The organism is Niallia sp. Man26, from assembly GCF_022049065.2.
Lineage (GTDB): Bacteria > Bacillota > Bacilli > Bacillales > Cytobacillaceae > Niallia.
Genome location: NZ_CP095744.1, coordinates 150,018 through 175,443 on the forward strand (window position 1 = coordinate 150,018; position 25,426 = coordinate 175,443).

The 25,426-nt window shown below is 39.7% G+C and carries 22 protein-coding genes and 2 riboswitches; of the genes, 16 read left to right on the forward strand and 6 right to left on the reverse strand.

Features of this window, described 5'->3' with window-relative positions; all coding sequences use genetic code 11:
* Positions 1-9 precede the first annotated feature (9 nt).
* The 7 genes from L8T27_RS20220 (at position 10) to L8T27_RS20250 (ending at position 7,652) form a co-directional block, all read left to right on the forward strand.
* Entirely contained in the window at positions 10-2,208 is a 2,199-nt protein-coding gene (locus L8T27_RS20220) for an alpha-galactosidase (protein ID WP_237942605.1), read from the forward strand.
* A gap of 341 nt (positions 2,209-2,549) precedes the next feature.
* Positions 2,550-4,736, forward strand: a complete 2,187-nt coding sequence (locus L8T27_RS20225) for a bifunctional diguanylate cyclase/phosphodiesterase (protein ID WP_237942607.1) — start codon at positions 2,550-2,552, stop codon at positions 4,734-4,736.
* Between the two features lie 179 nt (positions 4,737-4,915).
* Positions 4,916-5,065, forward strand: coding sequence for a 50S ribosomal protein L33 (rpmG, locus tag L8T27_RS20230; protein WP_084347913.1), 150 nt, complete (start codon positions 4,916-4,918; stop codon positions 5,063-5,065).
* A gap of 73 nt (positions 5,066-5,138) precedes the next feature.
* Positions 5,139-5,408, forward strand: a complete 270-nt coding sequence (gene rpsN, locus L8T27_RS20235) for a 30S ribosomal protein S14 (protein ID WP_237942608.1) — start codon at positions 5,139-5,141, stop codon at positions 5,406-5,408.
* A gap of 67 nt (positions 5,409-5,475) precedes the next feature.
* On the forward strand, positions 5,476-5,835 hold the full coding sequence (locus tag L8T27_RS20240; protein ID WP_233315368.1) for a hypothetical protein: 360 nt from the start codon (positions 5,476-5,478) through the stop codon (positions 5,833-5,835).
* 61 nt (positions 5,836-5,896) lie between these two features.
* Entirely contained in the window at positions 5,897-7,087 is a 1,191-nt protein-coding gene (locus L8T27_RS20245; protein WP_237942609.1) for a GTP-binding protein, read from the forward strand.
* 118 nt (positions 7,088-7,205) lie between these two features.
* Positions 7,206-7,652 (forward strand): GNAT family N-acetyltransferase, encoded by a 447-nt coding sequence (locus tag L8T27_RS20250; protein ID WP_237944112.1) that lies wholly within the window; start codon positions 7,206-7,208, stop codon positions 7,650-7,652.
* Positions 7,653-7,696: 44 nt separating this feature from the next.
* Here L8T27_RS20250 and atzF read toward each other — a convergent pair whose 3' ends face one another.
* The 5 genes from atzF to L8T27_RS20275 all read right to left on the reverse strand — a co-directional run bounded on the left by atzF (position 7,697) and on the right by L8T27_RS20275 (position 16,057).
* Positions 7,697-9,451 carry an allophanate hydrolase gene (gene atzF, locus L8T27_RS20255; protein ID WP_248574491.1) on the reverse strand — a complete coding sequence of 585 codons (1,755 nt, stop codon included), beginning with the start codon at positions 9,449-9,451 and terminating at the stop codon, positions 7,697-7,699.
* Positions 9,411-13,064: an urea carboxylase gene (gene uca, locus L8T27_RS20260; protein ID WP_237942611.1), complete on the reverse strand. Its 3,654-nt coding sequence runs from the start codon at positions 13,062-13,064 to the stop codon at positions 9,411-9,413. The genes atzF and uca overlap by 41 nt, the downstream gene beginning before the upstream one ends.
* A 17-nt stretch (positions 13,065-13,081) precedes the next feature.
* Complete coding sequence (locus L8T27_RS20265; protein ID WP_237942612.1) at positions 13,082-13,732, reverse strand: urea amidolyase associated protein UAAP2; 651 nt, start codon at positions 13,730-13,732, stop codon at positions 13,082-13,084.
* A complete protein-coding gene (locus tag L8T27_RS20270; RefSeq protein ID WP_237942613.1) occupies positions 13,732-14,460 on the reverse strand; it encodes an urea amidolyase associated protein UAAP1 in 729 nt (242 codons plus the stop codon). Before L8T27_RS20270 ends, L8T27_RS20265 begins: the two co-directional genes overlap by 1 nt.
* A gap of 47 nt (positions 14,461-14,507) precedes the next feature.
* A riboswitch (guanidine-I (ykkC/yxkD leader) is annotated at positions 14,508-14,614 on the reverse strand.
* 72 nt (positions 14,615-14,686) lie between these two features.
* Positions 14,687-16,057, reverse strand: a complete 1,371-nt coding sequence (locus L8T27_RS20275) for an APC family permease (protein ID WP_237942614.1) — start codon at positions 16,055-16,057, stop codon at positions 14,687-14,689.
* Positions 16,058-16,127: 70 nt separating this feature from the next.
* Positions 16,128-16,233, reverse strand: a riboswitch (guanidine-I (ykkC/yxkD leader).
* Positions 16,234-16,613: 380 nt separating this feature from the next.
* Between L8T27_RS20275 and ltaS the strand changes: the two genes are divergently transcribed.
* The 5 genes from ltaS (at position 16,614) to L8T27_RS20300 (ending at position 21,537) form a co-directional block, all read left to right on the forward strand.
* Positions 16,614-18,554: a lipoteichoic acid synthase gene (gene ltaS / locus L8T27_RS20280; RefSeq protein ID WP_282581470.1), complete on the forward strand. Its 1,941-nt coding sequence runs from the start codon at positions 16,614-16,616 to the stop codon at positions 18,552-18,554.
* Positions 18,555-18,636: 82 nt separating this feature from the next.
* Complete coding sequence (locus L8T27_RS20285; RefSeq protein ID WP_233315360.1) at positions 18,637-19,455, forward strand: MerR family transcriptional regulator; 819 nt, start codon at positions 18,637-18,639, stop codon at positions 19,453-19,455.
* A gap of 87 nt (positions 19,456-19,542) precedes the next feature.
* Positions 19,543-20,226 (forward strand): DUF554 domain-containing protein, encoded by a 684-nt coding sequence (locus L8T27_RS20290; RefSeq protein ID WP_237942616.1) that lies wholly within the window; start codon positions 19,543-19,545, stop codon positions 20,224-20,226.
* Positions 20,227-20,355: 129 nt separating this feature from the next.
* Entirely contained in the window at positions 20,356-20,937 is a 582-nt protein-coding gene (locus tag L8T27_RS20295; protein WP_233315358.1) for a CBO0543 family protein, read from the forward strand.
* 36 nt (positions 20,938-20,973) lie between these two features.
* Positions 20,974-21,537: a CBO0543 family protein gene (locus tag L8T27_RS20300; RefSeq protein WP_237942618.1), complete on the forward strand. Its 564-nt coding sequence runs from the start codon at positions 20,974-20,976 to the stop codon at positions 21,535-21,537.
* Positions 21,538-21,568: 31 nt separating this feature from the next.
* Here the strand turns inward: L8T27_RS20300 and L8T27_RS20305 are convergent, their stop codons facing one another.
* Entirely contained in the window at positions 21,569-22,846 is a 1,278-nt protein-coding gene (locus L8T27_RS20305; RefSeq protein ID WP_233315356.1) for an MFS transporter, read from the reverse strand.
* Between the two features lie 282 nt (positions 22,847-23,128).
* Between L8T27_RS20305 and L8T27_RS20310 the strand changes: the two genes are divergently transcribed.
* The 4 genes from L8T27_RS20310 (at position 23,129) to L8T27_RS20325 (ending at position 25,350) form a co-directional block, all read left to right on the forward strand.
* Positions 23,129-23,497, forward strand: a complete 369-nt coding sequence (locus tag L8T27_RS20310; protein ID WP_237942620.1) for a hypothetical protein — start codon at positions 23,129-23,131, stop codon at positions 23,495-23,497.
* Between the two features lie 100 nt (positions 23,498-23,597).
* Entirely contained in the window at positions 23,598-23,762 is a 165-nt protein-coding gene (locus L8T27_RS20315; RefSeq protein ID WP_233315354.1) for a hypothetical protein, read from the forward strand.
* A gap of 591 nt (positions 23,763-24,353) precedes the next feature.
* Positions 24,354-24,896, forward strand: a complete 543-nt coding sequence (locus L8T27_RS20320; RefSeq protein WP_237942624.1) for a GNAT family N-acetyltransferase — start codon at positions 24,354-24,356, stop codon at positions 24,894-24,896.
* A gap of 40 nt (positions 24,897-24,936) precedes the next feature.
* Complete coding sequence (locus L8T27_RS20325) at positions 24,937-25,350, forward strand: SMI1/KNR4 family protein (RefSeq protein ID WP_237942626.1); 414 nt, start codon at positions 24,937-24,939, stop codon at positions 25,348-25,350.
* Positions 25,351-25,426 lie beyond the last annotated feature (76 nt).

Below are 25,426 nucleotides of genomic sequence, written 5' to 3' on the forward strand. Positions count from 1 at the left end.
TGAGAGTTGATGGGTATTTTGTTTGATTCGAACAGGAAAATTTTTCATCTGCAAGCACGTAACACAAGTTATGTCATGGAAATTGCCAGAGACGGCTATTTGCTGCATCTTTATTGGGGAAGAAAGGTAAAGGAATACCGCCATTCTAATTTTCTGCAGCTCATGGATCGCGGTTTTTCTGGGAACCCATATCAGCATAAAGAGGATCGAACCTTTTCACTAGATACATTGCCGCTAGAGTACCCACAGTACGGCAATTCAGATTTTCGAAAGCCCAGCTATCAAATTCAGCTCGAAAACGGTTCAACTATAACTGACTTGCGGTATCAATCACATTTAATCTATAAAGGAAAGAAGCCTTTAGAAGGATTGCCGGCTACCTTTGTTGAGAAGGAAGAGGAAGCAGAAACACTCGAAATTACGATGGTCGATGAGCTTATTGGATTACAGGTGGTATTGAGCTACAGTGTATTTGAACACTTTAATGTGATTACAAGATCTGTAAAAATCATTAATGACGGCGAGCAGTCCTTAAAGCTGTTAAATGTGCAGAGTCTATGTGTAGACTTCCGAGAAGCCGATTTCGATTTTCTGCACTTACATGGTGCTCATGTTAGGGAGAGACATATTGAAAGACAGCCGCTCCGCCATGGTATCCAATCCATTGAAAGCAGCAGAGGCTCCAGCAGTCATCAGCATAATCCGTTTATAGCGCTGCTTAGAAAAGAAGCAACAGAGGATAAAGGAGAGGTTTATGGCTTTAACTTTGTATATAGCGGTAATTTTCTGGCACAAGCAGAAGTGGATCAATTTAGCTGTACACGAGTAACAATGGGGATTAATCCTTTTGATTTCAGCTGGAAGCTAGAACCTGGTGAAGCTTTTCAGGCACCAGAGGCGGTTATGGTGTATTCGTCAGAGGGACTTGGGAGCATGTCAAGAACGTTTCATGACCTGTATCAAACCCATTTAATTAGAGGAGAATATCGAGATAAAGAACGTCCAATTCTTGTGAATAACTGGGAAGCAACTTATTTTGACTTTACTGCTGAGCGTATTTTGGAAATTGCAGAAGCAGGAAAAGAGCTTGGAATCGAATTATTTGTTCTCGATGATGGCTGGTTTGGCAAAAGAGATAATGACAAAACATCACTTGGAGACTGGTTTGTCAATAATCGTAAACTTCCAAATGGCTTAAATAAGCTGGCATCAGATGTTGAAGCGAAAGGGATGAAATTCGGTCTATGGTTTGAACCAGAGATGGTATCTGTTGACAGTGATTTATACCGTGAGCATCCAGATTGGTGCCTCCATGTTCCGGGACGGCAAAGCTCCGAAAGCAGAAACCAATTGGTCTTGGATTTATCGAGAGAAGATGTATGTAAAGAAATTACGAAGCGAGTTAGTGATATTTTAGGAAATATGCCTATTTCCTATGTGAAATGGGATATGAACCGTAACATGACAGAGATTGGTTCTGCACTTCTTCCACCTGACAGGCAAAGAGAAACAGCCCATCGGTATATGCTCGGCTTATATAAAATACTTGAAGAAATAACAGCTTCTTTTCCACATGTACTTTTCGAAAGCTGCTCAGGTGGCGGCGGAAGATTCGATCCAGGGATGCTCCATTATATGCCGCAGACTTGGACGAGTGATAATACGGATGCAGTATCCAGACTAAAGATTCAATACGGAACAAGCTTAGTATATCCTGTTTCTTCAATTGGAGCACATGTTTCAGCGGTCCCTAATCATCAGGTGCAGCGGACTACATCTATAAGTATGCGCGGCGATGTGGCAATGTCAGGCAACTTAGGCTATGAATTGGATTTAACAAGGGTGTCAGAAGAAGATAAAATCGCCGTTAAAAATCAGGTTTCCTATTATAAAGAAATCCGAAGCCTCATTCAGTTTGGTGAGTTTTACCGCTTGAAAAGCCCCTTTGAAGGAAATGAAACAGCATGGCTTTTTACTAATAAGGAAAAAACGGAAGTAATCGTCTATTACTTTAAAGTGCTCGCAGAACCAGCCGCTTCAGATTCTGTTTTGAAGCTGAGAGGGATTGATGTAAATAAAGAGTATCAAGTAAACGGCACAGACACAGTTTACGGTGGAGATGAACTTGCTTTTGCCGGATTAAGTATTCCTATTGAAATGATACAAGGCGATTTTCAAAGCTTTTGCTGGCATTTGAAAGCTTTATAGAGTGTTAGAATATGAAATTAAGAGGCTGCCTGACGGGCAGCTTCTTTCGTTTGTTAAAGACAAATCAAATGCAGTGGCGGTAAGGAAAAATAACAAAGAAATCACTTTGAAATTAGGGAGAGGCGGACAATTATTTGGCATCTCTGCACATTCTTCTTATAACATTGTCAATAACGCTAGTATCCTTGCCAGGGAGTCGCCGAAAAAGATTGTTCTTTTGTTCAGAATGAAAGATTTATACAACAATTGTTTATTCATGTTAAAAAATTTATAAATATACCGATATAATATGGAGTATAACTTACTATTTATGATTGTTAGTAAAGAAGGAAGAGAACTAGATGGATAATCCTTTACGAAATGATTCGATATTCGATATGTATAAGTCTTTGTTTAATAATAATAGTGATCCATGTTTTGCGATAAGCATTAATGGTGACTTTTTGCATATTAATAAAGCGGCAGAAAGCTTGACTGGATATACCAGTGCTGAGTTTTCATCATTATCATACGCCGAATTAATTGATGAGTCTCAGTTAGAAAATACCCTTAACCGTATCGAAAAATTGCTTCATGGTCATGCTGAGAATGCTGAGTTAACGATCAAAAACAAACAGGGAGAGAGAATTGAATTATCTATAGTGGCCCTTCCAATCTATAAAGATGAGAGGACAATAGGGATTGTTGGTGTGGCGAAGGATGTCACTAGTAAAAATTATATTGCATCACTTGTAAAAGAACAAAATAAAATTTTAAAAATGATTGTTAGCGGAACAAAATATACGCTGATCCTTGATGAAATTGTCTCGATTGTTGAAAATTTTGCAAAAGATTGCCTTTGTACTGTGATGATTGCCGATCAGGAAGCGAAAAAGCTCTATACAGCTTCCTCTCCTAATCTGCCAGATGAGTTTATTGACTTTATTAACGGTATTCCGATTGCACCAAATACAGGATCATGCGGAACTGCTGCCTATAAAAAAATGCAGGTAGTTGTTGAAGATATTTCAAATGATTGTTTATGGGCAGACTATCGGGATATCGCATTAAAGCATGGACTGCAAGCATGCTGGTCTACTCCAGTTTTTGACAGCAATAACGATGTAATTGGTTGTTTTGCTATTTATCACCGTATACCGACGGCTCCAAGTGCGAATGTAACAAAGCTGATAGAGGAGGCTACCTATCTAACGAGTCTCGTTATTCAAAGAGGTTTAGCTGAAGAAAAAATCCATCGCCTTGCATACCACGATGATCTGACTGGACTGCCTAACAGGCGGGTTTTTGCTGATAATTTAAAAGTGGCAATCACTAACTTTCAACCTACTTGCAGCATTCGGCATTTAGCATTGCTGTTTATGGATTTAGATCGCTTTAAAGTTATTAATGATACACTTGGTCACCATATTGGGGATGAACTTTTACAAGAGTTTGCAGATCGATTAAAGCATTGTATTGGAACGAATGGGGTAGTTTCCAGACAGGGGGGCGATGAATTTATTCTCCTGCTTGAAAATGTTACTGAAGAAGAAGTAAGAAGTAAAGCAAATAAGGTTATTGATATCCTTTCTTCGCCTTTCCTAATCGGTGGGCATGAAATATTTATTACTCCAAGTATTGGTATATCGATGCACCCAAAAGATGGTGATGATGATGTGACACTTATCCGTAACGCAGACATTGCCATGTATGAAGCAAAGAAAAAAGGAAGAAATAATTATCAGTTTTATAATGAGAAATTCGATTTTCAATCATCAGAACTGTTGGTATTAGAAACAGAATTAAGAAAGGCAGACATTACTAAACACTTCATCTTACATTTTCAACCGATTATTGATTTGAAGACAAATGCTGTGACAAGTGCTGAAGCCTTAATAAGATGGCAGCATCCTAAATTTGGACTCATTTCCCCAGATAAATTCATCCGTATTGCCGAAGATACTGGTCTGATTATCCCGATTGGGGAATGGGTAATACGAAAAGTTTGCCAAGAAATTAAAGAAAGAATCAGAAGAGGATTTATTCCAATAAACTTTTCTGTCAATCTATCTTTACGTCAGTTTTTTGACAGCAATCTTGTTACAACGATGGCAAGTATATTAGAAGAGGAAGGAATTGAACCTTCTTATATAACACTGGAAATCACCGAGAGTATGACTATGGATGTTGAAAAAGCTAGTCAAATTCTTTATCAATTGAAGGAGCTTGGCGTGGAAATTTCCATAGACGATTTTGGGACTGGTTACAGTTCTCTGCAATATTTGCAAAAGTTTCCAATCGACTACTTAAAAATTGATAAATCCTTTATCCAAAACATCGTAGTGAATAAAGATGATTATAATATTGCTTCAACCATTATTGTCATGGCCCATAATCTTGGGCTGAAGGTCATTGCAGAAGGGGTAGAAACAGAAGAACAAGTTGAAATTTTAAAAGGTTTTAAATGCGAAAAAGCGCAAGGCTACTTTTACAGCAAGCCTCTGCCTCTTGATGAGCTTCGTTTATTGGAGGAAGAGAAAAACGAATAAAGGAAAAATCAGGTGGCAGTGTCCATCTGATTTTTTTTATGAAAAATCCTTAGAAAACAAAAAAATAATAAAATAACTTGCAAAATCCTTTTTCCTTCATTAAAATAAATGTTTATAACGGATTTGTAAATCGTAATCGTTATGATTTACATTTATCCTAATAACTAGGAGGAATAATTATGAGAGTAAAAATTACATTAGCTTGTACAGAAACAGGGGACAGAAATTATATCACGACTAAAAATAAACGCAACAATCCTGACCGTATTGAATTAATGAAGTATTGCCCTCGTTTAAAAAGGCGTACTTTGCATAGAGAAACAAAGTAAGGGCTATCGAGGAATTTAAGTTTCTATAAAATTTAAATCGTAATGATTACGTTTTGATAGGAGGAAAGAACTAATGGCAAAAAAGTCTAAAGTAGTAAAAGAGAAAAAACGCCAAGTAATGGTAGAAAAGTACGCAGCTATTAGAAAGGAATTAAAAGAGAAGGGAGATTATGAAGCACTACGAAAGCTACCGCGGGATTCTTCACCAACACGACTTAAGAACCGATGTGAAGTCACAGGCAGACCAAGAGGCTATTTTAGAAAATTTAACATGTCTCGTATTGCTTTTAGGGAGTATGCACATAAAGGGCAAATTCCAGGAGTAAAAAAAGCCAGTTGGTAAATGTTAAGCGCCGCCAAAGAGAAGATTTGGCGGCTAAGTATAATAAAGGGAAAGGAGGGAAGTGGGCATGCATACTCTTAATCCTGTCTTAGTCCAGTTTTTATATCGCAGTGCAATTGAAAGCTTGCCAGATAAATACAAAGAGATTTACCGCTTCATAGAAAGCAGGGAGGACGAACTCGAGATGGAGGCGGTCAATGAGAGCCACTTTAGACAGCTGTTTCATGAAAAGTCTCCATTTCAAGCGGCGGTAAGTCATTTTTCTCTCGACTTTCAAACAATTAAAAACATAATGACTGAAGCACAAGCAGAAATTGACAACAAGATAGTAGAGAGACTAAAGCAAATAAAATGGGTAGATATGAGTGACGATTCTAATACCAATGACACAGAAAGAAAGAACTGGACATATGTTTTTGTCAGCTAATTACAAAAACACAACAGTAAATCGTATGTGATACATATGAATATAAATAGGGGGATGCGGTATGAGTAAAATACCAGTCACAGTATTAAGCGGCTATTTAGGTGCAGGTAAAACAACCTTGCTGAATCATGTTTTAAATAACCGGGAAGGCATGAAGATTGCTGTCATCGTTAATGATATGAGTGAAGTAAATATTGATAGTGAAATAGTTCAAACAAAGGGCGGTTTTTCAAGAACAGAAGAGAAATTGGTTGAATTGTCCAATGGGTGCATTTGCTGTACATTACGGGAAGACTTATTAATCGAGGTAGAGAAATTAGCTAATCAAGGGGATATTGACTACATCATCATTGAATCATCAGGAATTAGTGAGCCCATTCCTGTAGCCCAAACCTTCTCCTATATCGATGACGAGTTAGGGATTGACCTGACAAGATTTTGCAGGCTGGATACAATGGTAACCGTTGTGGATGCAAACCGATTTTGGCATGACTATGAATCTGGTGATTCTTTGCTTGACCGCAAGGAAGCAGTCGGTGAAAATGATGAACGGAATATTGCTGATTTGCTTATTGATCAAATTGAATTTAGCAATATCCTTTTACTGAATAAATGTGACTTAGTAACAAAAGAGGCAGCCGCAAATCTAGAGAATGTCTTGAGAACTTTACAGCCTGAAGCAAAAATTATCCGCACGGAAAACAGTTTGATAGACATAAAGGAAATTATGAATACGAACAGATTTGATTTTGAAAAAGCTAGTGAATCAGCAGGCTGGCTTAAAGAGTTACAAGCAGGACCTGCAGCACATACGCCAGAGACAGAGGAATATGGCGTAAGTTCTTTTGTTTATTACCGTAAGAGACCTTTTCATTCAGAACGATTCCATACATGGTGCAGCTCCATGCCGATGCAGATTGTCCGCGCAAAAGGAATTGCCTGGTGTGCTTCTCGCAATGATTTAGCATTATTGCTTTCACAAGCAGGACCATCTGTTAAGATTGAACCAATTTCTTATTGGGTTGCTTCTCTTCCTGAAAACAGACAAGCAGAGATTATTCAAAGTAACCCTCAGTTAATGGAGAATTGGGATAAGGAACACGGCGACCGACATACGAAACTAGTGTTTATTGGAATGGATTTAGATATTGATGTCATCACGAAGGAATTAGATGAGTGTTTGTTGACAGAAGCTGAATACAACAGTGAATGGAACAAGCTGGAGGATCCCTATAATTGGGTGCTTTCATAATTAAGCTGCTTTAAGCAGCTTTTTTTACGTTCTCAAAGAGGAGATGCTACCATTAGGTTCCGTATGGGAAATGAGTTATATTATAAATATAAATATCTTAGAATGGGAAGTGTTTACGTTGAATTTCCGTAAAGCAACAAGACAGGATATTAAAGCAATGATGCATTTACGAAAAGCCCAATTAGTGGACGAAGGGTTAGAGGCAGATATAGATATTGACGAGGAACTGTATCATTTTTTTGAAAAACAGTTAAGTGGTGGGTCCTTAATTCAATATTTAGTAGAGGATGATGAGGAGGTTGTTGCATGTGGAGCTTTCATCATTTATCCATTTCCGCCAAGCTTTACGAACCGAAGTGGAAAAAGAGCGTATATAACCAATATGTATACTAATAAAGACTACCGAGGCAAAGGGATTGCTACAAAGCTATTAAAATTACTCGTTGAGGAAGCGAAGGAAGCAGGCATAAAAAAATTATGGCTTGGGGCTTCAGAGATGGGCAGACCAGTTTATAAAAAATTTGGGTTTATCGAAACAGATGAGTATATGGAATTAAACATTTAGGAGCTAAAGAAAAATGGCGGAGGGTATATACCCTCCGCCATTTTTCACTTTATGCTGCTTGCAACAAAATTTCGCCAGCCGCCAAAACTGGTTATGTCTAAACCAGTTTCCATTGCATTCGCTTCACATAGAAAGCCTTTAACTGCAGAGCCGTTTTCTAGCTCAATTGTTCCAAAGCAAAGTGGTGACGGAATCAGCGAGACAAATGAACCTAACTGGCTAATAGGCATTTCCCACAGCTCAACTTCGATGGCACTGCCTTTATCAGCACGAATAAGTCCTGGTTTATTTGGATTGGTCGTTAATTCTACCATTCGGTACTGTGCTGATGTTTTAGCTGGACCAATATAAACAGCTTGATGTTTTAGCATTTGCTTCTCTAATGAAAATCCTCTCATATGAAGTCCGCACACAGCCACCATTTCAGTGCTCCTTACTGTTGAAACAGAAATATTATTTAAATACAAATCAGAAAAGCCGATCAATAAATGTTCAGCGTAAGGGCCGGTAAATAGGGTGATACCAAATGGCAATGTTTCATCTGGAGCAACAGATGGGATGTTGATAGCAGATAAATCCAGTAAATTACAATGATTCGTAAAAGCCCCCATTTGGCTGTTTGTATGAATAGGATCTTTTCGCACATCCTCTCTGGACCAAGTACCACCGGCTGTTGGCATAATTAATACAGCATCCTGCAGGTCGAGATGGGCTTTCCGTTTATGAGCCTGCAGTGTATGCATAGCTTGAAAAACCGATGCTGCATTGTAGTCTTCTTTAGCACCTGTTCGCAAGACCGTTTCTGTTACAGCTAGTGCTGTATTTTTATGGGTTTCAATAAAACTTCCTAAATCAGACCATCTTTCGGCAACCCATGGCCCATCATATAAAACAGACGCTGCTTCCGATAAATAGCTGACATCTAATTTTTCGAGCGGTATATCCAATTTGTGCAGCTTCTCTAATGTATTCTGCCAGGCAATTTTATACTCGGCAGCAAACGGTCCGTAAAATTCTGGTGTTTGTTCAGGAATGAAGATTTTTTTCGGAAGAGCTGTCTTTTTACGCTCTACTTCTTTTGACCAAGAATCTTCTTCTTCAAAGCCTCGAACCACTTCATCAACAAGTATTGTATCAGAAATATTATGTGAAAATACTGTAACACAGTCAATGCTGGCACATGCCGGCACTACACCCTTAACTGGCCAGGCTCCGAGGCTTGGTTTGTATCCGATTAATCCGTTTAGTGCGGCAGGGACGCGGCCGGAGCCGGCTGTATCTGTGCCTAGGGAAAAAGCAGCCTGCCCTCTGGCAACAGATACAGCAGACCCAGAGCTGGAACCGCCGCTGATTAACTCTGGTCTTAATGCGTTTTTCGTTTCCCCAAAAGGGCTTCTAGTACCAACAAGGCCGGTAGCAAACTGGTCTAAATTTGTTTTTCCTACTGGAATGGCACCTGCATCAATCAAACGCTGTACAATAACAGCACTTCTGTCTGGTGTATAAGCAAACTCCGCACATCCTGCCGTCGTTGGCACCCCTGCTAGATCTATATTATCTTTTATCGCAAACGGAATTCCCCATAGAGGAGCGTGTGAGCGCTCCATCTTGGATAGATTTTCTAAAAAGGGTCTAATGAAACTCCAGGAAGGGGGAGTTATCCATATATTCATATCTTTATCAGCTTCTGCTCTCTCTAAGATATGCTCGATAACATTCTCAGGAGTTAGTTTCCCTGACTCATAGTTTGCTTGTAATTCATGAATGGATAATTTCATTGGATACGGAATTGTTTGCATTATTATCACCGCTTTCTGCTTTTTTAATAGAAATAATCAGCTGGCCTGCATGGACTTCTTCACCAGGTACAACATGTACAGCCTCAATTGCTCCATCAAATGGGGCAAGCTGAGGAAACTCCATTTTCATGCTTTCCTCAATTATTAGCGGATCTCCTTTTTTGACAACATCACCAGCAGACACGAGAACCTTCCAAACACTGCCTGGCATCGAACTGCGGACTGCTTCAGCACCTTCTGGAAGTGTTTCTTCCGTCTGCGGTGTTTGCTCTGTTTCAGAAACATATTCAGCAAGACCAAGCTCCTGCCATCTTTCCCTCTCCTGATGGAAGGCAGTCTGCTGTGTGCTTCTGAATTCATTGGTGCTTTTTTTGATGGATTCAAGGAAAGCTAAGTAATCTCCAAGTTTAAAGGTTGTTTCTGTTATCTCAATCTCAAAACGGCCGCGCGGGAAGTCTTCGCGCATTTCCAGCAATTCATCTGCAGTGACTGGATAAAACGATATTTGGTCAAAGAAGCGAAGCAGCCAAGGCTTGCCTTGCCGGAAGCTTTCTGTTTCTCGTTGCTTATTCCAAACTTGAACAGTACGGCCGACAAACTGGTAGCCGCCAGGACCTTCCATCCCGTAGACACACATATACGCTCCGCCGATGCCGACTGCATTTTCCGGTGTCCAAGTTCGCGCAGGATTGTATTTTGTCGTAACTAAACGGTGCCTTGGGTCTAGTGGTGTTGCTACTGGCGCACCGAGATAGACATCCCCAAGTCCTAGTACAAGATAATTTGCGTCAAATACAATCCTTTTTACATCATCTATATTGTCTAATCCGTTAACGCGTCGAATAAATTCAAGATTGCTAGGACACCAAGGCGCATCTGGTCTCACATTCTTCTGATAGCGGTCAATCGCAAGCTGTGTTGCTGGATCATCCCAAGAGAGGGGAAGACGGACAATGCGTGATGGCACTTCTATTTCTTCCAATGGCGGCAATGTTTCGTTAATGGCCGCGATTTTTTTACTTAGTTCGATTACAGACATTTGAGCTGGATTAATATGGACTTGTAAGGAACGAATTCCTGGCGTTAAATCAACAACAGGGAGGCTTGTATCAGCTTGTATTGCCTCCATTAAAGCATGGACTTGAAAGCGGAGAAGCAAGTCAAGTTCCATCTCGCCATATTCTATGAGCACATGCTTATCACCAGCTGCTCTGATTACCAGTGGAAATCTTTCTTTTGACTGCTCAAGCAGGATAGGATAGTCAGGTGTCAGCTCGTTTGTCTGTTTGTTCAGCTCTGGCAGTAATAAATTTTCCTCCATACAGATATTTTCAAGGTATTGTTCCTGTGCATGGCGTAGAGCTTCGGCTTCTTCCAATGTAATCAGCTTAAAGCGGATGCGGTCGCCTGGATGAAGCTGGCCAATCTTCCAAAATTCAGCTGAAGCGGTTGTAACAGGACAGATAAATCCTCCAAGACTAGGACCATCCGGACCGAGCAAGATTGGCATATCTCCAGTTAAATCAAGGGTTCCCACTGCATAAGCATTATCATGGATATTTGATGGATGCAAACCTGCTTCTCCGCCATCTGTTCGTGCCCAGAGGGGAGAAGGGCCGATTAAGCGCACACCTGTACGAGAACTGTTAAAGTGTACCTCCCAGCTTACGTCTGTTAACTGCTGCAAATATTCTGGCAGTAAAAATTCTGTTGTGCAGTGGGGACCAGGAATAACACCAATCGTCCACTCTTTTTTAAAATGAGGCTGACTGTTACAAGCAAGAGTGTTCACTTTTGGGGCAGAAGTGACCTTAACAGATAATACGTCACCAGTCCGCAAAGCTCTGCCTCCATGCCCTCCGAATCCGCCGAGTGTGAAAGTTGCTGCACTGCCAAGGTTTAGAGGCATATCCAAGCCGCCTGCAACGAGTAAGTAAGTGCGCATGCCTGTTTCTGCTTCACTAAACCGTAACACTTGATTCCGTTTCGCATGAATAACTGTATACATCGGGATAATATTATCATCAAGGACGGCGTGCATATCAGCTCCAGTTATACAAAATGCGATATCACCACGGAAACGGTACGTTCCGCCGCGAAGTGTTAATTCCAGACCTGCTGACGATTCTGCGTTTCCTAACAGCTTGTTGCCAATGCGGAAGGATAGAGGATCCATCGGCCCACATGGTGGAACGCCAACATCCCAATGGCCGATTCTGCCTGGCCAGTCTTGCACTGTTGTTTGAATCCCGCCGTCCAGCACCTCAACTGCCTGTTCAGCAGGGGAGAATCCGTCCAGCATCCGTGTATGAACGAGACCGCTCTTGCAGCTGTCCTCCACTAACAAGGAGCGAATATAGGAAATATTCGTTGTCACACCATAAAAGCGAGTGTCTCCAAGAGCTTTGTGCAGTTTTCCTAGCGCTTCTTCCCGTGTATTTCCATGGACGATGATCTTTGCCAACATAGGATCGTATAGGGAGGTGATTTGAATGCCATCTCGCACCCATGTTTCAATTCGGGCATCTTCTGGTAACCGAACATGATCAAGTTGACCGCCGCTTGGACGGAAGTCGTTCAGACAATCTTCTGCATAAATGCGGGCCTGTATGCTGTGCCCAACAGGTTGTTTAGACAATTCATCAAGTCCACGCAAGTCGCCTGCAGATTCCCGAATCATCCATTCCACTAAATCAATGCTAAGAACTTCTTCGGTAACACCATGTTCAACTTGCAGACGGGTATTTACTTCAAGAAAATAGAATTGCTGGCTGTTCGGATCATACAGAAACTCAACCGTTCCAGCACTTCGATAACCAACTTCTTCTGCAAGGCGTTTAGCTGCTTGGTGCATCTGCGCGCGGATAGTCGCAGAAAGAAGGGGAGCGGGGCTTTCCTCGACAACTTTTTGGTTGCGGCGCTGAATGGAACAGTCACGTTCACCTAGTGCTGTTACTTCGCCATATTCATTGCCGAAAATCTGCACCTCCACATGCCGGGCTTTTTGGATATATTTTTCCAGAAATACACCGCCGTTATTGAAGTTCGACTTTGCCAATCGGCTTACTGATTCAAATGCCTGCTGCAGGGCGGACTCGTCTTCACACACTCGCATCCCGATTCCGCCGCCGCCAGCAGTGCTTTTTAGCATCACTGGATAGCCAATGCTGGCGGCCGAGGTAAGCGCTGTTGGCAGATCGGTAATTAGCGATGTGCCAGGCAGCATCGGAACATTAGCTTTTTTAGCAATTTCCCGCGCAGAGTGCTTTAAGCCAAATAGCTCTATTTGTTCAGGTGTTGGTCCGATAAAGGAGATGCCATTTTCAAAGCACGTTCTTGCAAAATCAGCATTTTCACTTAAAAATCCGTAGCCTGGATGAATTGCTTGAGCTCCTGTATCTTTGGCAATCTTAAGGAGCAACTCGGCGTTCAAGTAAGAGTCTTTTGCCGCCCCTTCACCAATCAAAACCGCTTCATCTGCTAGATCAACGTGCAGGCTGTCTTGGTCTGCTTTTGTGTATACGGCAACAGAAGCAATTCCTAATTTTTTTAGAGTGCGCTCAATCCGAACTGCTATAGCACCTCTGTTTGCTATCAATACTTTTGAATACATTGCTGTCACTCCTTTTGTCATTTGTCCCAAACTAGCACCTGAATAGGTGTTGGATTATAAGCATTGCATGGATTGTTTAGTTGAGGGCAATTGCTGATTAAGACAAGCACCCGGCAGATTGCCTGCATTTCTACATAATAGCCTTGTGCCGAAACACCATCAGCAAATGTTAATCCGCCGTCAGGAGTTACCGGAACATTCATAAAAAAGTTCACATTTGGTGCCAAGTCCCGTTTAGAGAGGCGCGGTTCATTCTTTGAGAGCTGAAGCATGAATGTATCTCGGCAATTGTGCATCGGTAAAGTCTCATGGGCATAACGAACGGTATTGCTTTGGGCAGAACAGGCGCCTCCGAGCGTATCATGATTTCCGCAAGTATCTGCTATTATTTTAACAAGCTCTTTGCCGGATTCAGCTAACAGCACGGAACCAGCAGTTAAGTAGATATTGCTTTGATTTGTGATCGTATTGACAGCACTATAATGGTCTGTCGGATTGTCGGCATCATAAAAAAGTGTGTCTGCGGCCTGGTTTCCTTCCAAATCAACAATGCGAAGGACTTGCCCAGGTTCAAGTGTATATGTCCAGCCGTCACCTGCTTCGATTGTTTTATTAAAAAAAGCATTTTCTTGTTTGCGGTTGCTTTCAATCCGGCTTAATATGGCCATTATTTAATTCCTCCTTCAAGTAAGGCTGCATAATCCCATGTATTTTCAAAGGCACGCTTGTTTTCTGGACAAAAATTCAAACATAAATCATCATCGGAAAGTTTGCCTGCATCTGTTATCTCTATCTTTATAGGTACAGAGGGATAGTTTATTGTTTGGTTTAAAGCGTTTGGTGTATTGGATACAATAAGCAGAACGTCTTGCTCCGTTCTTAATGTGATATAATCCCCTTTTTTAGCATGTGCTGGCACGAAATGCATGTTTCCATCCTCTGTGCAGTAAACCTTAGAAAATAAGTTGACTGCCGGAACAAGATCACGGACGGACAATCCATTACGAAAAAGCTCGACGGCGAAATTTTCCTCTCCGCTTCGGTACCATTCATTTCGATTATCTTGATAAGTGGTTTTTCCGTAGCGTTCATCAACAATACGTCGCGTTATATAGCCGGAAATAGTATCATGCCAGCCAAGTGAATCATCTGTAATACTTGTAAGTACACGGCCGTTATCACTCATCAGCACATGGCCCTTTGTTAAATGAGAAGTGTGCTGTGCCTTTAACGTGTCCGGCATATTGTACCGTTCTGCAGTATCGGATGCTGAGTACAAAAGCAGAGAAATATTAGCGCCATCTTCCAGTGCAGTAAACTTGATTGATTTTCCTCGTTTGATTGTGCCGGACCATTTACCTCCGCCAGGAACATACTTCATAACGTTTAGCTTCATAATTAACCTCCTTGAAATGAAAAAAGGACAAAAGCACATAGGAGATAATCTCCCAGGCTTTTGTCCTTCCGTGTATACAGCACTTGCTGTACGCTCTCTCTCGGACCAGTCTTTAAAGCGAATAACTTTAAACGGAACCCTAGACAGCTTTTTGTTTCCAACTCTTAAGTGGAAACCTTTATTAAGATCTTGAGTAAAAGTATAACAATTCTGAAAATAAAAACTATTATTTTGTCAGATTATCTAACAAGGTTTTTTCTGTTTGGTTTATTTCTGCTGCTTGCTTAACTTTTGCGGAGAGCCACATGGTTCGTATACCTAAGTAAATAAAGCCAACAACCAGCCAAATAACGCCGTAAAGTAGTGTCTGTTTGTTAAGCAGTGTCAAAAGCCAGCAAATAAAGCCAGCTCCAATCAGCGGGAACAAAAGATATAGAAGTGTGCACTTGAAGGAACGTTGTTTCTGTTTAATAAAGTAATGAGCAATAACAGACAGATTGACAAATGTGAACGCCGTTAATGCACCGAAGCTGACAAAGGTTACTGCTGTATCAAGATTAAAAAAGACAGCAGCAAAAGAAATAATCCCGACAAAGATAATATTTGCAGCAGGCGTTCTGTATTTCGGATGCAAGGAAGTAAACAGCTTTTCTGGAAGAATCGATTCTCGTCCTAAAGCGTACAGAAAACGGCTGACGCTTGTTACAGAAGAAACACCTTGGGTGAAGGTCGCAATAATTAACACCATAATAAATATCGAGCTTAACAAGTTTCCGCCAACAAGCTGTACAAGGGAATATGCTGCATTATCTGGATTGGCAAAAGTAAAGTCAGGAAAAGCGACTTGTGTCAAATAGGAGATAGCAATATACATAACCGCTGCTATCAGGACAATTAAAAAGATGGCTTTAGATACTGTTTTATCAGCATCAATCGTTTCCTCTGACATGGTGGTGACAGCATCAAATCCAAGAAAACAAAAGCAGATTAGAGAAGCTCCTGTAAATACAGCACTTAATGAACCTTCGTTTCCAAAGAAGGGAGATAGTGAAAAGAGGGAAGCTGCCTGTGTGTCACCTGCAAGAATATCTTTCACAATCAAGCCGCAAAACAAAGCAATAAAGGCGATTTGAATTAGGACAGATAAACTGCTGATGCGAGCAGCAGACTTAATGCCAACGACATTAACAACAACCAGCACTATATTCATGATAATTATCCACACAAATACCGGGACAGCAGGAAATTCAGTATGCATAAAAATCCCGAAAGTTAAGATTGCAATGATTGGAGAGAATACATAGTCCAGCAGAAGTGCCCAGCCGACGAGGAAACCAGCCTTCGGGTGGATAGATTTTTTTGTATACGTATAAGCAGAACCGGAAATCGGATATGCCTTAACCATCCGGCTGTAGCTGAACGCAGTAAAGAAGATTGCTACAAATGCAATAATATAGGCAGCAGCCATCATGCCGCCGGCGGCTTCAAAAGCTACGCCATAAACAGTGAAAAAAATCATTGGTGTCATCCATGCAAGCCCCATAAATACAACTTGGGGTAATTTTAACGATTTCTCAAGTGTCGGTTTGTTCGTCATCCTTTTTTCTCCTCTTTTCTAATTGAAATTCAGGAAAAAAATAAAAGCCCGGGAGAATTTTTTTGCAAAATTCTCCCGGGCTTTTATCCCTCCGTGTATACAGTATTTTCATAAAATACTGTACGCCGTCTCTCGGTCCAGACGTTTTTTAAACCGGAACCCTAGACAGCATTTTTGTTCTCCGTTATGATGAGAACCGTTATTTTGTTTGATAGTACTGAGTATCTATGAGAAAGAAAAGACCGTCAATTAACTTGTTAGATTATATAACACATTATTTTTGCTGGGAGAAGATTCCATCGCAAGTGAAACTTTTTTCTATGTTTTATCGTATAATAAGTAGATGATTTAAATAGAGATAGTATAATCAGTTCTATATCCTGGTGTCTTACCAATTATTTCCCAAGTAATAATTCCTTGTAAAACACAAATTAAAATTGCCATTATTCTACAATACGCAAAAATATTTAAATTTGTGGTGAAAAAATGGTACACTTGTATTATTAAATTTTTGTAAATGATGTAAAGAGATGATTGATAGAGGTTGGTGTTTGAAATAAAAAAATTAAACTTAAACAAAGACACAAATAAACAATATATCCTATTCTTTTTTGCGGCTGTATTTTTTCTATGGATTAAAACGTATATTGTGCAATTGACACAATTTGATTTAGGTGTAGGAAACTCACTTCAGCAATTTCTGCTGTTTCTTAATCCCTTAGGGTCTTCGCTGCTGTTTCTTGGCTTAGCCCTGACATTCAAAAACAAAAGAAAATACTATGCGCTGTTAATTATTGATTTTGTGTTATCTTTTCTATTGTATGCGAATGTTTTGTACTACCGTTTTTTCAATGACTTTATTACATTGCCGACATTAACGCAGACGCAAAACTTCGGTGATGTTAGCGGCAGTATTTATGCATTGTTAAAGCCGTATGACTTCTTGTTTTTTGCAGATACATTACTGCTTCTTGCACTGCTTGTATTTAAAGTTGTGAAAATGGACAGTAAGGCAGTTGGATTCAAGCAAGGGATAGGTATTATCGGTTTAGCTTTAGGGATTTCTGGAACGAATCTCGCGTTAGCAGAAATCGACCGCCCAGAGCTTCTGACAAGGGGATTTGACAGGAATTATATTGTGAAATACTTGGGAATGTATAACTACACAATCTATGATGCAGTGCAAAGCACGAAAGCATCTGCGCAACGGGTGCTTGCAGATACAGATGATATGGCTGAGGTTGTTAACTATACAGCATCCAATTATGCCGAGCCTAATCCCGAATACTTCGGTAAAGGAAAAGGGATGAATGTCATTTACGTTCATATGGAATCAATTCAAAATTTCCTTATCAACTATGAAGTGAACGGGGAAGAAGCTACTCCATTCCTTAATTCATTGGTAGAAGACGAAAATACATTGTATTTTGATAACTTCTTCCACCAAACAGCTCAAGGGAAAACAGCTGATGCCGAGTTTATGATTGAGAATTCTCTGTATGGCCTTCCTCAAGGCTCTGCTTTCACGACTAAAGGGTTAAACACCTATCAGGCAGCACCTGGAATTCTAGGCCAGCTTGGCTATACTTCTGCCGTATTTCATGGGAATACGGGAAGCTTTTGGAACAGGGATGAAATATATAAATCCTTTGGTTACAACCAATTTTACGATTCAAGCGCTTATGATATGAATCCTGATCAGCTTGCTGATTATGGCCTTATGGACAAGCCGTTTTTTGAACAGTCGCTGCCATACTTGAGTTCTATGTCACAGCCTTTCTATACGAAATTTATTACCGTGACGAACCATTATCCTTTCGCGATGAATCAAGAAGAAGCAACGATAGAGCCAAATAATACAGGCAACAAAATTGTTGATAACTACTTCCAGACAGCTCGTTATGCAGATGAAGCAATGGAACAATTCTTTGCAGACCTGAAAAAGAATGGTCTATATGATAATTCAATTATTATCATGTACGGAGACCATTACGGTATTTCCGAAAACCATAATAAAGCAATGGAACAAGTAATCGGAAAAGAAGTGAATTCCTTTGAAAGTGCCGGACTTCAGCGAACTCCGCTGTTCATACGGGTTCCTGGCATGGAAGGCGGGACAATGCATCAATATGCAGGACAAATTGACCTGCTTCCGACATTGCTTCATTTATTAGGTGAGGATACGAAGGATAATATCCATTTTGGAACAGACATCCTGTCAGAGGAACACGATGAATTAATACCATTCCGTAATGGAGAATTTGTCAGTCCGGAATTTACATTAAAGGATGGCAAGTATTATAATTCAAAAACAGGTGAACTGATTGAAGAGGAAGAACAGCTTGAAAAAGCTGCTGAGTACCAGGCAAGTGTCGAAGAAACACTGAGACTTTCCGATAAAGTGGTCAATGGTGACCTATTGCGATTCTACACGCCGAAGAACTTTACTCCAGTTGACCGTACACAATATAATTACAGCTTAACAACTGAGGAATAAACGAAGAACTGCCCCCTTTACCGAAAAGATTTATTAGGAAAAGGGAGGCAGTTTTTTTAAAATAACAGAGGTGTTTAAAGAAATGAAAGAATACTTCACAATCGGAGAAGTCTCAAAGCTATTTCAAGTTAAGATTGCGACACTCCGATATTATGATGAAATTGGCTTATTAGCTCCAGCATTTATTGACGAAAAAACGAATTACCGCTATTATTCCACACAGCAGTTCGAACGGCTGAACTCGATTAAGTACTTGCGGGCACTCGATTTACCTATAAACAGAATTATTGAATTTTTCAACTATCGGGATATTGATACCCTTATTGATATGCTGAAAGAGCAGCAGGAAGAAGTAAGAAAGAAACGAAAAGAATTAGAACTGATGGAAAAAAAGATTAGCCGCCGTTTAACGCAAATAGATGATGCTGTACACACACCTCTTGATGTTATTTGTGAAGTGACTCTTCCTGAAATGCGTTTAGCATACTTACGAAAGCAATATGTATTAGGAGAGGATCTGGAGTATCCTATCACAGAATTAAGGAACAGCTTTGGTATAAATGGAGGGGTTTTTTTAGGGAAGATCGGCCTATCCATCTCGATAGATAATTTAGCCGCTGGTGAACTTACTACTTATTCAAGTGTGTTTATGGTGTTAGAAGAAGGGGATGAGACTGATTCGGCTTATGCTGCGATACCTGCAAGGGAGTATCTAAGAGTTCGCTTTCAAGGTACCCATATGGAAGCAGCGTATTACTATGATAAGTTACTTTCTTATATAATAGAGCACGATTATCAGCTGATAGATGATTCCATTGAAATAACTTTAATCGATTATGGAATAACCAATGACTTTGATAAGCATGTAACAGAAATATTGCTGCCATTTGCAAGAAAATAATTTCATAGAAATACTTGACCCTCTAGTTACTGGAGGGTTTAATTTTATTTTAGGGTATGAAAAGTATTTTATTAAAGGGGTAAAGATATGTTTGGAACATTATTCAATGTCGGTATGATTATAGCTGGCAGCATTATTGGCAGTATTTTTAAAAAGGGCATCAAGCATGATTACCATGAGATTTTAATGCAGGCAATGGGATTAGTGGCGATGGGTTTGGGCATCAATGCAATTGTCCAGCATTTGCCTGCAAGCAAATATCCGGTCCTTTTTATCGTGAGTTTGGCAGTGGGGGGACTGCTTGGTCAAAAGCTTGATTTAGAAACAAGATTTAATGGATTAGTAAGTAAATTCTCCAAAGGAAATTTAGCGGAAGGCTTATCGACTGCAATTCTGTTATTCTGTATTGGATCTTTGTCTATCCTAGGTCCAGTAGAGGCTGCTCTTAAAGGAGACTATACGTACTTACTGGCTAACGGTATGCTAGATGGAATTACTTCCATTGTGTTAGCTTCGACATTTGGCATCGGAATTGCCATTGCCGCAATAGTCTTGTTCGCATGGCAAGGCTCGATTTACTTAATTGCTCTATTGATGGAAAATTCCTTAAGTACCGATCTTTTAAATGAAGTCACAATAGTTGGCGGGATTTTAATTTTGGCATCAGGTTTAGGTATCCTTGGCATAAAAAAATGCAAAACGCTTAATCTCCTGCCAGCATTAATCGTGCCGCCAATCGTATTTTTATTTATGCATTTACTGAATATATAAACTGCCGTTTGGCAGTTTTTTTATGAAAATTGAAATTACGCTATGGAATAGCCTGCCTTATACTGAAGCATAATAACAACATACAATCACTCCTAGTGGCATGAAAATAGCAAAGGAGGAGAACTGAAAATGTCTGTATTTCCGACAGAGCAAGCTAAAAAATACGAAGAATTAAAAGCTGCCCAAGAGAAAGTGTTTGATCTTTGGAATCAGTATTGGTGGGACTATTCGGGCTTTGATACTTGGCAATTTTGGTTAAATATAGTAATGATTGTCCTACCGCTAATCTTTCTTTATCTATTTATTGACCGCAAGAGACTGTTTTTACTGCTTTTTTTTGGATTCAATATACATATATGGAGTGCTTATTTGGATGGTATGGCAACAAGAGCCAATTATATTGGCTATCCCTATAAAGCAATTCCAATGTTTCCGATTCATTTCGGTATGGATACCTCCTTAGTTCCCGTCTTATTCATACTCATGTACCAATATACCATTGAAAAAAAGGCGAATTTTTATCTCCATTCGTTAATATTAATTTTTCTGATTACATTTATATTCAAACCAATACTAGCAGCAGGGAACTTGTTTATCTTAACGAAGGGTACTAATTATTTCCATATTTTTTTAGGGTATGTTATTATCGTTCTATTTTCGAAAGGAATTACTAATTTCTTTTTAAAAATGACCGAACAAAAAGCAAGCTGAAAACCATAATTAATTGTTAGTATGAAGGTGATGTGAATGGAGTATCAAGAGGCACTAAGTCTCGTCGATGAGGCGAATAAGCAAATTACGGAAGCAAATAAACTAATAGTTGATGCTATCCTCCATGGCTTCTTATGGTCATGGCAATGGTGGGTTGCTGTAGGTATGATTATTGTGCCTTGGACGGTTTGGATATTTATTCGTGATAAAAAAAGCGCAGGCAGGTTATTGGCTGCCGGTCTTTTAATTATGGTTTTATCAGAAATATTAGATACAATTGGTGTTATGTTTGGTTTGTGGACATATCCAGTTAAGGTTTTTCCAGTGGCAACGATTAATTTCTCTTTTCGGCTTTCTGTTTTGCCAGTTGTTGTAATGCTATTAATGCAATACAAGCCAAAGATAAATCCGTTTATTAAGGCAATAGGGTTTGGTGCCTTTGGTGCTTATATAGGTTTGCCTCTGCTAAGTGCCATTGATTTATACAAAAAAGTGAATTGGGCGTTGACCTATTCATTTTTTATTCTGACTGTTTTTTATTTATTAAGCCACTTTTTTATTAATAATAGCAACTTTAATAAACCTAAACAAGAGCAGTAAAAAGAGGAGTCTAATTGGACTCCCCTTTTGTTTAAGAAGCAGGTAAAACCTTTTTCGCATCTGATTGTTTCTCTTCCTTAGCTAACAGAATGCCAACGAGACCGAACAATGCGAAGATAACAGGCACGATAAAGCCGTAATGATAGCCGAGGCTGACGGAATCTTTCGGAAAGAAATCTAAAACATGCCCAAAAATAATCGGCAGCAATACAGCACTTAAAAAGCCGCCCATATTAGCAAAGCCCGTTACAACACCGACTTCTTCCATACGAAAAGACTTGCGGACAATGGCAAATGTCAATGCACTCGCACCATTTCCAAAACCTAAAACAAATAGCATTAATAACACCATCAAAAATGGCGGGTTTGTATTTAGGCTGAATAATCCGACCCAGCCGATAATGACAATTAAATGAACCATCGTGTACGTCTTTTTAATTTGGCCAGTCTTACTGGAAATCCACCCGAGTAATGGTCCGCCAATCATTGTACCAACAAGGGCATACATAACGAGTTGACTTGCACTTGAGCGTGTTAGCTCAAAAACATTCATTCCGTATGGAACTGCCCATGACCCGATAAACCCAACATATGTCCCGACTACACCGAAGTGGCAAAGAAATGTTGCCCAAGCCTGACGCGTTGTGACGACGCGGCGGAGAATTTTCCAAACACTCTCTCTTTTAACAGGTGTACTCGGTTTTGGCTGTGACTCTGGTTTAAATAACTTCCTCGACTTTGAGATTAATACTATATAAAGCAGAGATGAAACTACAATCAATATGATGCTGACACTTAAAAATGGAACTCGCCAGCCCGCATGGGATATCCACATAGAAAAAGGCAGAGTCGCCGATAAGGAACCAATTCCGCCGATTAGTGCTACCATTCCCATCAATTTAACAAACTCATTGCCTTTGAACCATTCGTTCATAATTAAGACTACATTAACGAAAATTGCTGCATCTCCGACTCCGACGATAAAGCGCGATACAATCAAAATATATTCATTAGGAGCAATGCTGTAGCAAAGACTGCCTATTCCAGTAAGCAATGTTCCAATAATAAGAAAACGGTTTGGACCAAAACGGTCTGATAATAACCCGACAGGAATCTGCAGTCCTGCATACGCTAAAAATTGTATACTGCTGATCATTCCAACGGTTGATGCTGAAATCTGAAAATCATTCATTAACTGCTCCGTAATAAGTCCAGGAGCTGTTCTTTGACTTACGATTAAGAAATAGGCAAACAAGACGGCGCTGAATACGATCCATCTATAACCACTTTCTTTTTTGTCTAAGTCCAAATCTGATGCGCCTCCTCTTTTCAATACCGTACAAATATGGCGTGCTGAATTTAAAATCCTAACCGCTTCTTACATTGTAGTATTAAAGAATAGGAAGAACAACTACAAATTATTGTATATTTCCATTTTACGGCAATTATCCAGTGCTGTCTCATCTCTCTTTATAGCTGAAAAGTGTTTCTGTGAGTATAGTTGCAAAATTTAGAAGCGAAAAAATAGTTCTTTTATACGTGCGTTTAGATGGAATACCCTCCGATATAAAGATAGGAAGGGGTAATGTACATGTATATAGAGCAATTAATTCAAACAATAAATGAGAAGGTAGAAGAGCTTGACCTAGTGACAGCAAGAAAATTAATGGAAGAGAACATAGAATACTTAAAGAAAAATGAAAGGAAATTGAAGAAAAACGGAAGAGAGCTGCTAAAGTTCATTACTGATTCTATCCAAACAGGCTATGAACATCCAACAAGGCAGGAGCTTGCAATTTATTATTCCATCAACACCTATGCCTCTAAGTTTGATGTGAGAGGATTAAAAATGATTGTGAAAGGCAATGAACAAACATTGCTGAAAAAATCAGCACGAAATTATTTAAATTCTGATGCGAAAGTTTTGTTAGAAGGCTTAGGTGCTATAAGCAAAGAGTAGGGGAGATCTTAGTGATCTTCTTTTTTTAGGATGGAAGAAAGCAGATTTTCCTACTAGATGTAAGTATGATAGGCTTGTGAGTAGATAAGGAGGAGCGCTTTTGAGATGTGGAGCGAAATGCTTTTTAGTGGAGCTTGAGATAAACGGCGAAAAACAGGTGAAGCCAATTAATGCGCGCACACCTGTAGATGCAAGAAAAACAATCCGCCTTGAATATGGTGCAGAAGCAAATATCTTATCTGTTCGGTCAGAAAAGAGGAAATAGCTTTAAGGTTGTGGAAGTTTAAGGAAGCGGCAGATTTTTCTTTTGAAAAACACTCCCTTCTATCAATCAATCTGGCTTAGAGTGCCGCCTTTAAAGTTTTTTATGAGAACTAACTTCTACAGGAGGCAAACATGGAGCAGGATCAGCTATTTTTAGACTTAATAAAAGCGGGAAATCACGTATTTAATGGCTGAGATTTCTCGTATTTATCAGAAACAGGACGAACAGCGAGTGCTAAGCTTTCCTGGTCATATGGAAGCTTGGCGCTGCAACAAATAAGAAAATGTGAACGCAATAGCACTTTAGAATCCCATTGCTTAGCTGTGGGAGTGTCAATATCTTCAAGCAATCCCTTGGCAATTACCAAACTTTAACATTGGCCAATTGGAAGATGAATTATATCAATTCATCAACAAATCGAGGAAATAGGCTACTTTGAAGTTAAGCAGCACAGATTTATTCTTAAGGCGAAAGCAATTTAATAGGAAAATATAGAACAAGGTAGAGAGCTTCCTTGTTCTTTTTTATGACCTTCTCCCTAACTTTCAGTATTATGGTAAAATACAAAAAAAGGCAATGGGGGGAGCTTTCATGTTCATACATAAAATAAATGAAGATTTAGCACTAAAATTAATACAGCCACATGATGCACAGCGTGTGTTTGCGTTAACAGAGCTTTCGAGAGAGAACTTAAGAACATGGCTGCCTTGGCTTGACACAACAACAAAGCTGCAGGATACACAGCAATTTATCCAATTTTGCTTAAAAGGATTTTCTGAGAATACAAGTTTAACAACAGTAATTTTTTTTAAAGGCGAAATTGTTGGAGTTGTTGGGTTTAATAGTATAAACTGGGCGAATAAAACAGCCTATATTGGCTATTGGCTCGGGACGGGCTATGAGGGCAATGGAATAATGACAAATGCTGTGCACGCATTAACTGATTATGCCTTTTTAGAGCTGCGGCTCGATAAAGTAGAAATAAGGGCTGCGTCAGGGAATAAGAAAAGTAGAAGTATTGCGGAACGTCTTCATTTCACAATGGAAGGCTGTATCAGGCAGGCAGAGTGGTTGTATGATCATTATGTGGATCATATCGTTTATGGGATGTTGGCAGAGGACTGGGACAGCTGAGATTCAAGAGCGATATCGTTTATAAAGGAGAGAGAAGCAGATGGAAACAGTCCGTAAGTTGATTTTAACTAGAAAGCCTGGTGTAGACGAGATAGATATTAAGGCAGCAGAAGAAAAACTTCAAGCAGTGTTTCCAGAACAATTTGTGCAGCTGTACCATTTAGTAAATAACCCTGAAATTGGAGAATGGTTACTATTTCCGATTAAAGACCGCAAAAATGTGAAGAAAACATGGGATGATATTGTCAGACAAAATACTGAAGTTCGTTATATTGGAATGGCAGACGAATGGATTGTTATTGGCGAAAATGGTACAGGAGATAAATTATGCTTAAAAAAAGTTAATGGATTGATGAGGGAACAAATCTTTCTCTGGTACCATGAAAGCGGAGAAGCTGAAGAGCTTGCTCCGAGCTTAAAACAATTTATTATTTCCTTGACTGAAGAGGAATAATTGCAAGAAAAGTGATCGCTTTTTAACAGGCTGATCATTTTTTTATTTTCACAAAACAGTTTTGTTGACATTTATT

Coding starts and splice junctions, on each gene's coding strand:
- L8T27_RS20220 (WP_237942605.1), top strand. CDS start 10: ATGGGTATTTTGTTTGATTCGAACAGGAAAATTTTTCATCTGCAAGCA.
- L8T27_RS20225 (WP_237942607.1), top strand. CDS start 2,550: ATGGATAATCCTTTACGAAATGATTCGATATTCGATATGTATAAGTCT.
- rpmG (WP_084347913.1), top strand. CDS start 4,916: ATGAGAGTAAAAATTACATTAGCTTGTACAGAAACAGGGGACAGAAAT.
- rpsN (WP_237942608.1), top strand. CDS start 5,139: ATGGCAAAAAAGTCTAAAGTAGTAAAAGAGAAAAAACGCCAAGTAATG.
- L8T27_RS20240 (WP_233315368.1), top strand. CDS start 5,476: ATGCATACTCTTAATCCTGTCTTAGTCCAGTTTTTATATCGCAGTGCA.
- L8T27_RS20245 (WP_237942609.1), top strand. CDS start 5,897: ATGAGTAAAATACCAGTCACAGTATTAAGCGGCTATTTAGGTGCAGGT.
- atzF (WP_248574491.1), bottom strand. CDS start 9,451: ATGCAAACAATTCCGTATCCAATGAAATTATCCATTCATGAATTACAA.
- uca (WP_237942611.1), bottom strand. CDS start 13,064: ATGTATTCAAAAGTATTGATAGCAAACAGAGGTGCTATAGCAGTTCGG.
- L8T27_RS20265 (WP_237942612.1), bottom strand. CDS start 13,732: ATGGCCATATTAAGCCGGATTGAAAGCAACCGCAAACAAGAAAATGCT.
- L8T27_RS20270 (WP_237942613.1), bottom strand. CDS start 14,460: ATGAAGCTAAACGTTATGAAGTATGTTCCTGGCGGAGGTAAATGGTCC.
- L8T27_RS20275 (WP_237942614.1), bottom strand. CDS start 16,057: ATGACGAACAAACCGACACTTGAGAAATCGTTAAAATTACCCCAAGTT.
- L8T27_RS20285 (WP_233315360.1), top strand. CDS start 18,637: ATGAAAGAATACTTCACAATCGGAGAAGTCTCAAAGCTATTTCAAGTT.
- L8T27_RS20290 (WP_237942616.1), top strand. CDS start 19,543: ATGTTTGGAACATTATTCAATGTCGGTATGATTATAGCTGGCAGCATT.
- L8T27_RS20295 (WP_233315358.1), top strand. CDS start 20,356: ATGTCTGTATTTCCGACAGAGCAAGCTAAAAAATACGAAGAATTAAAA.
- L8T27_RS20300 (WP_237942618.1), top strand. CDS start 20,974: ATGGAGTATCAAGAGGCACTAAGTCTCGTCGATGAGGCGAATAAGCAA.
- L8T27_RS20310 (WP_237942620.1), top strand. CDS start 23,129: ATGTATATAGAGCAATTAATTCAAACAATAAATGAGAAGGTAGAAGAG.
- L8T27_RS20320 (WP_237942624.1), top strand. CDS start 24,354: ATGTTCATACATAAAATAAATGAAGATTTAGCACTAAAATTAATACAG.
- L8T27_RS20325 (WP_237942626.1), top strand. CDS start 24,937: ATGGAAACAGTCCGTAAGTTGATTTTAACTAGAAAGCCTGGTGTAGAC.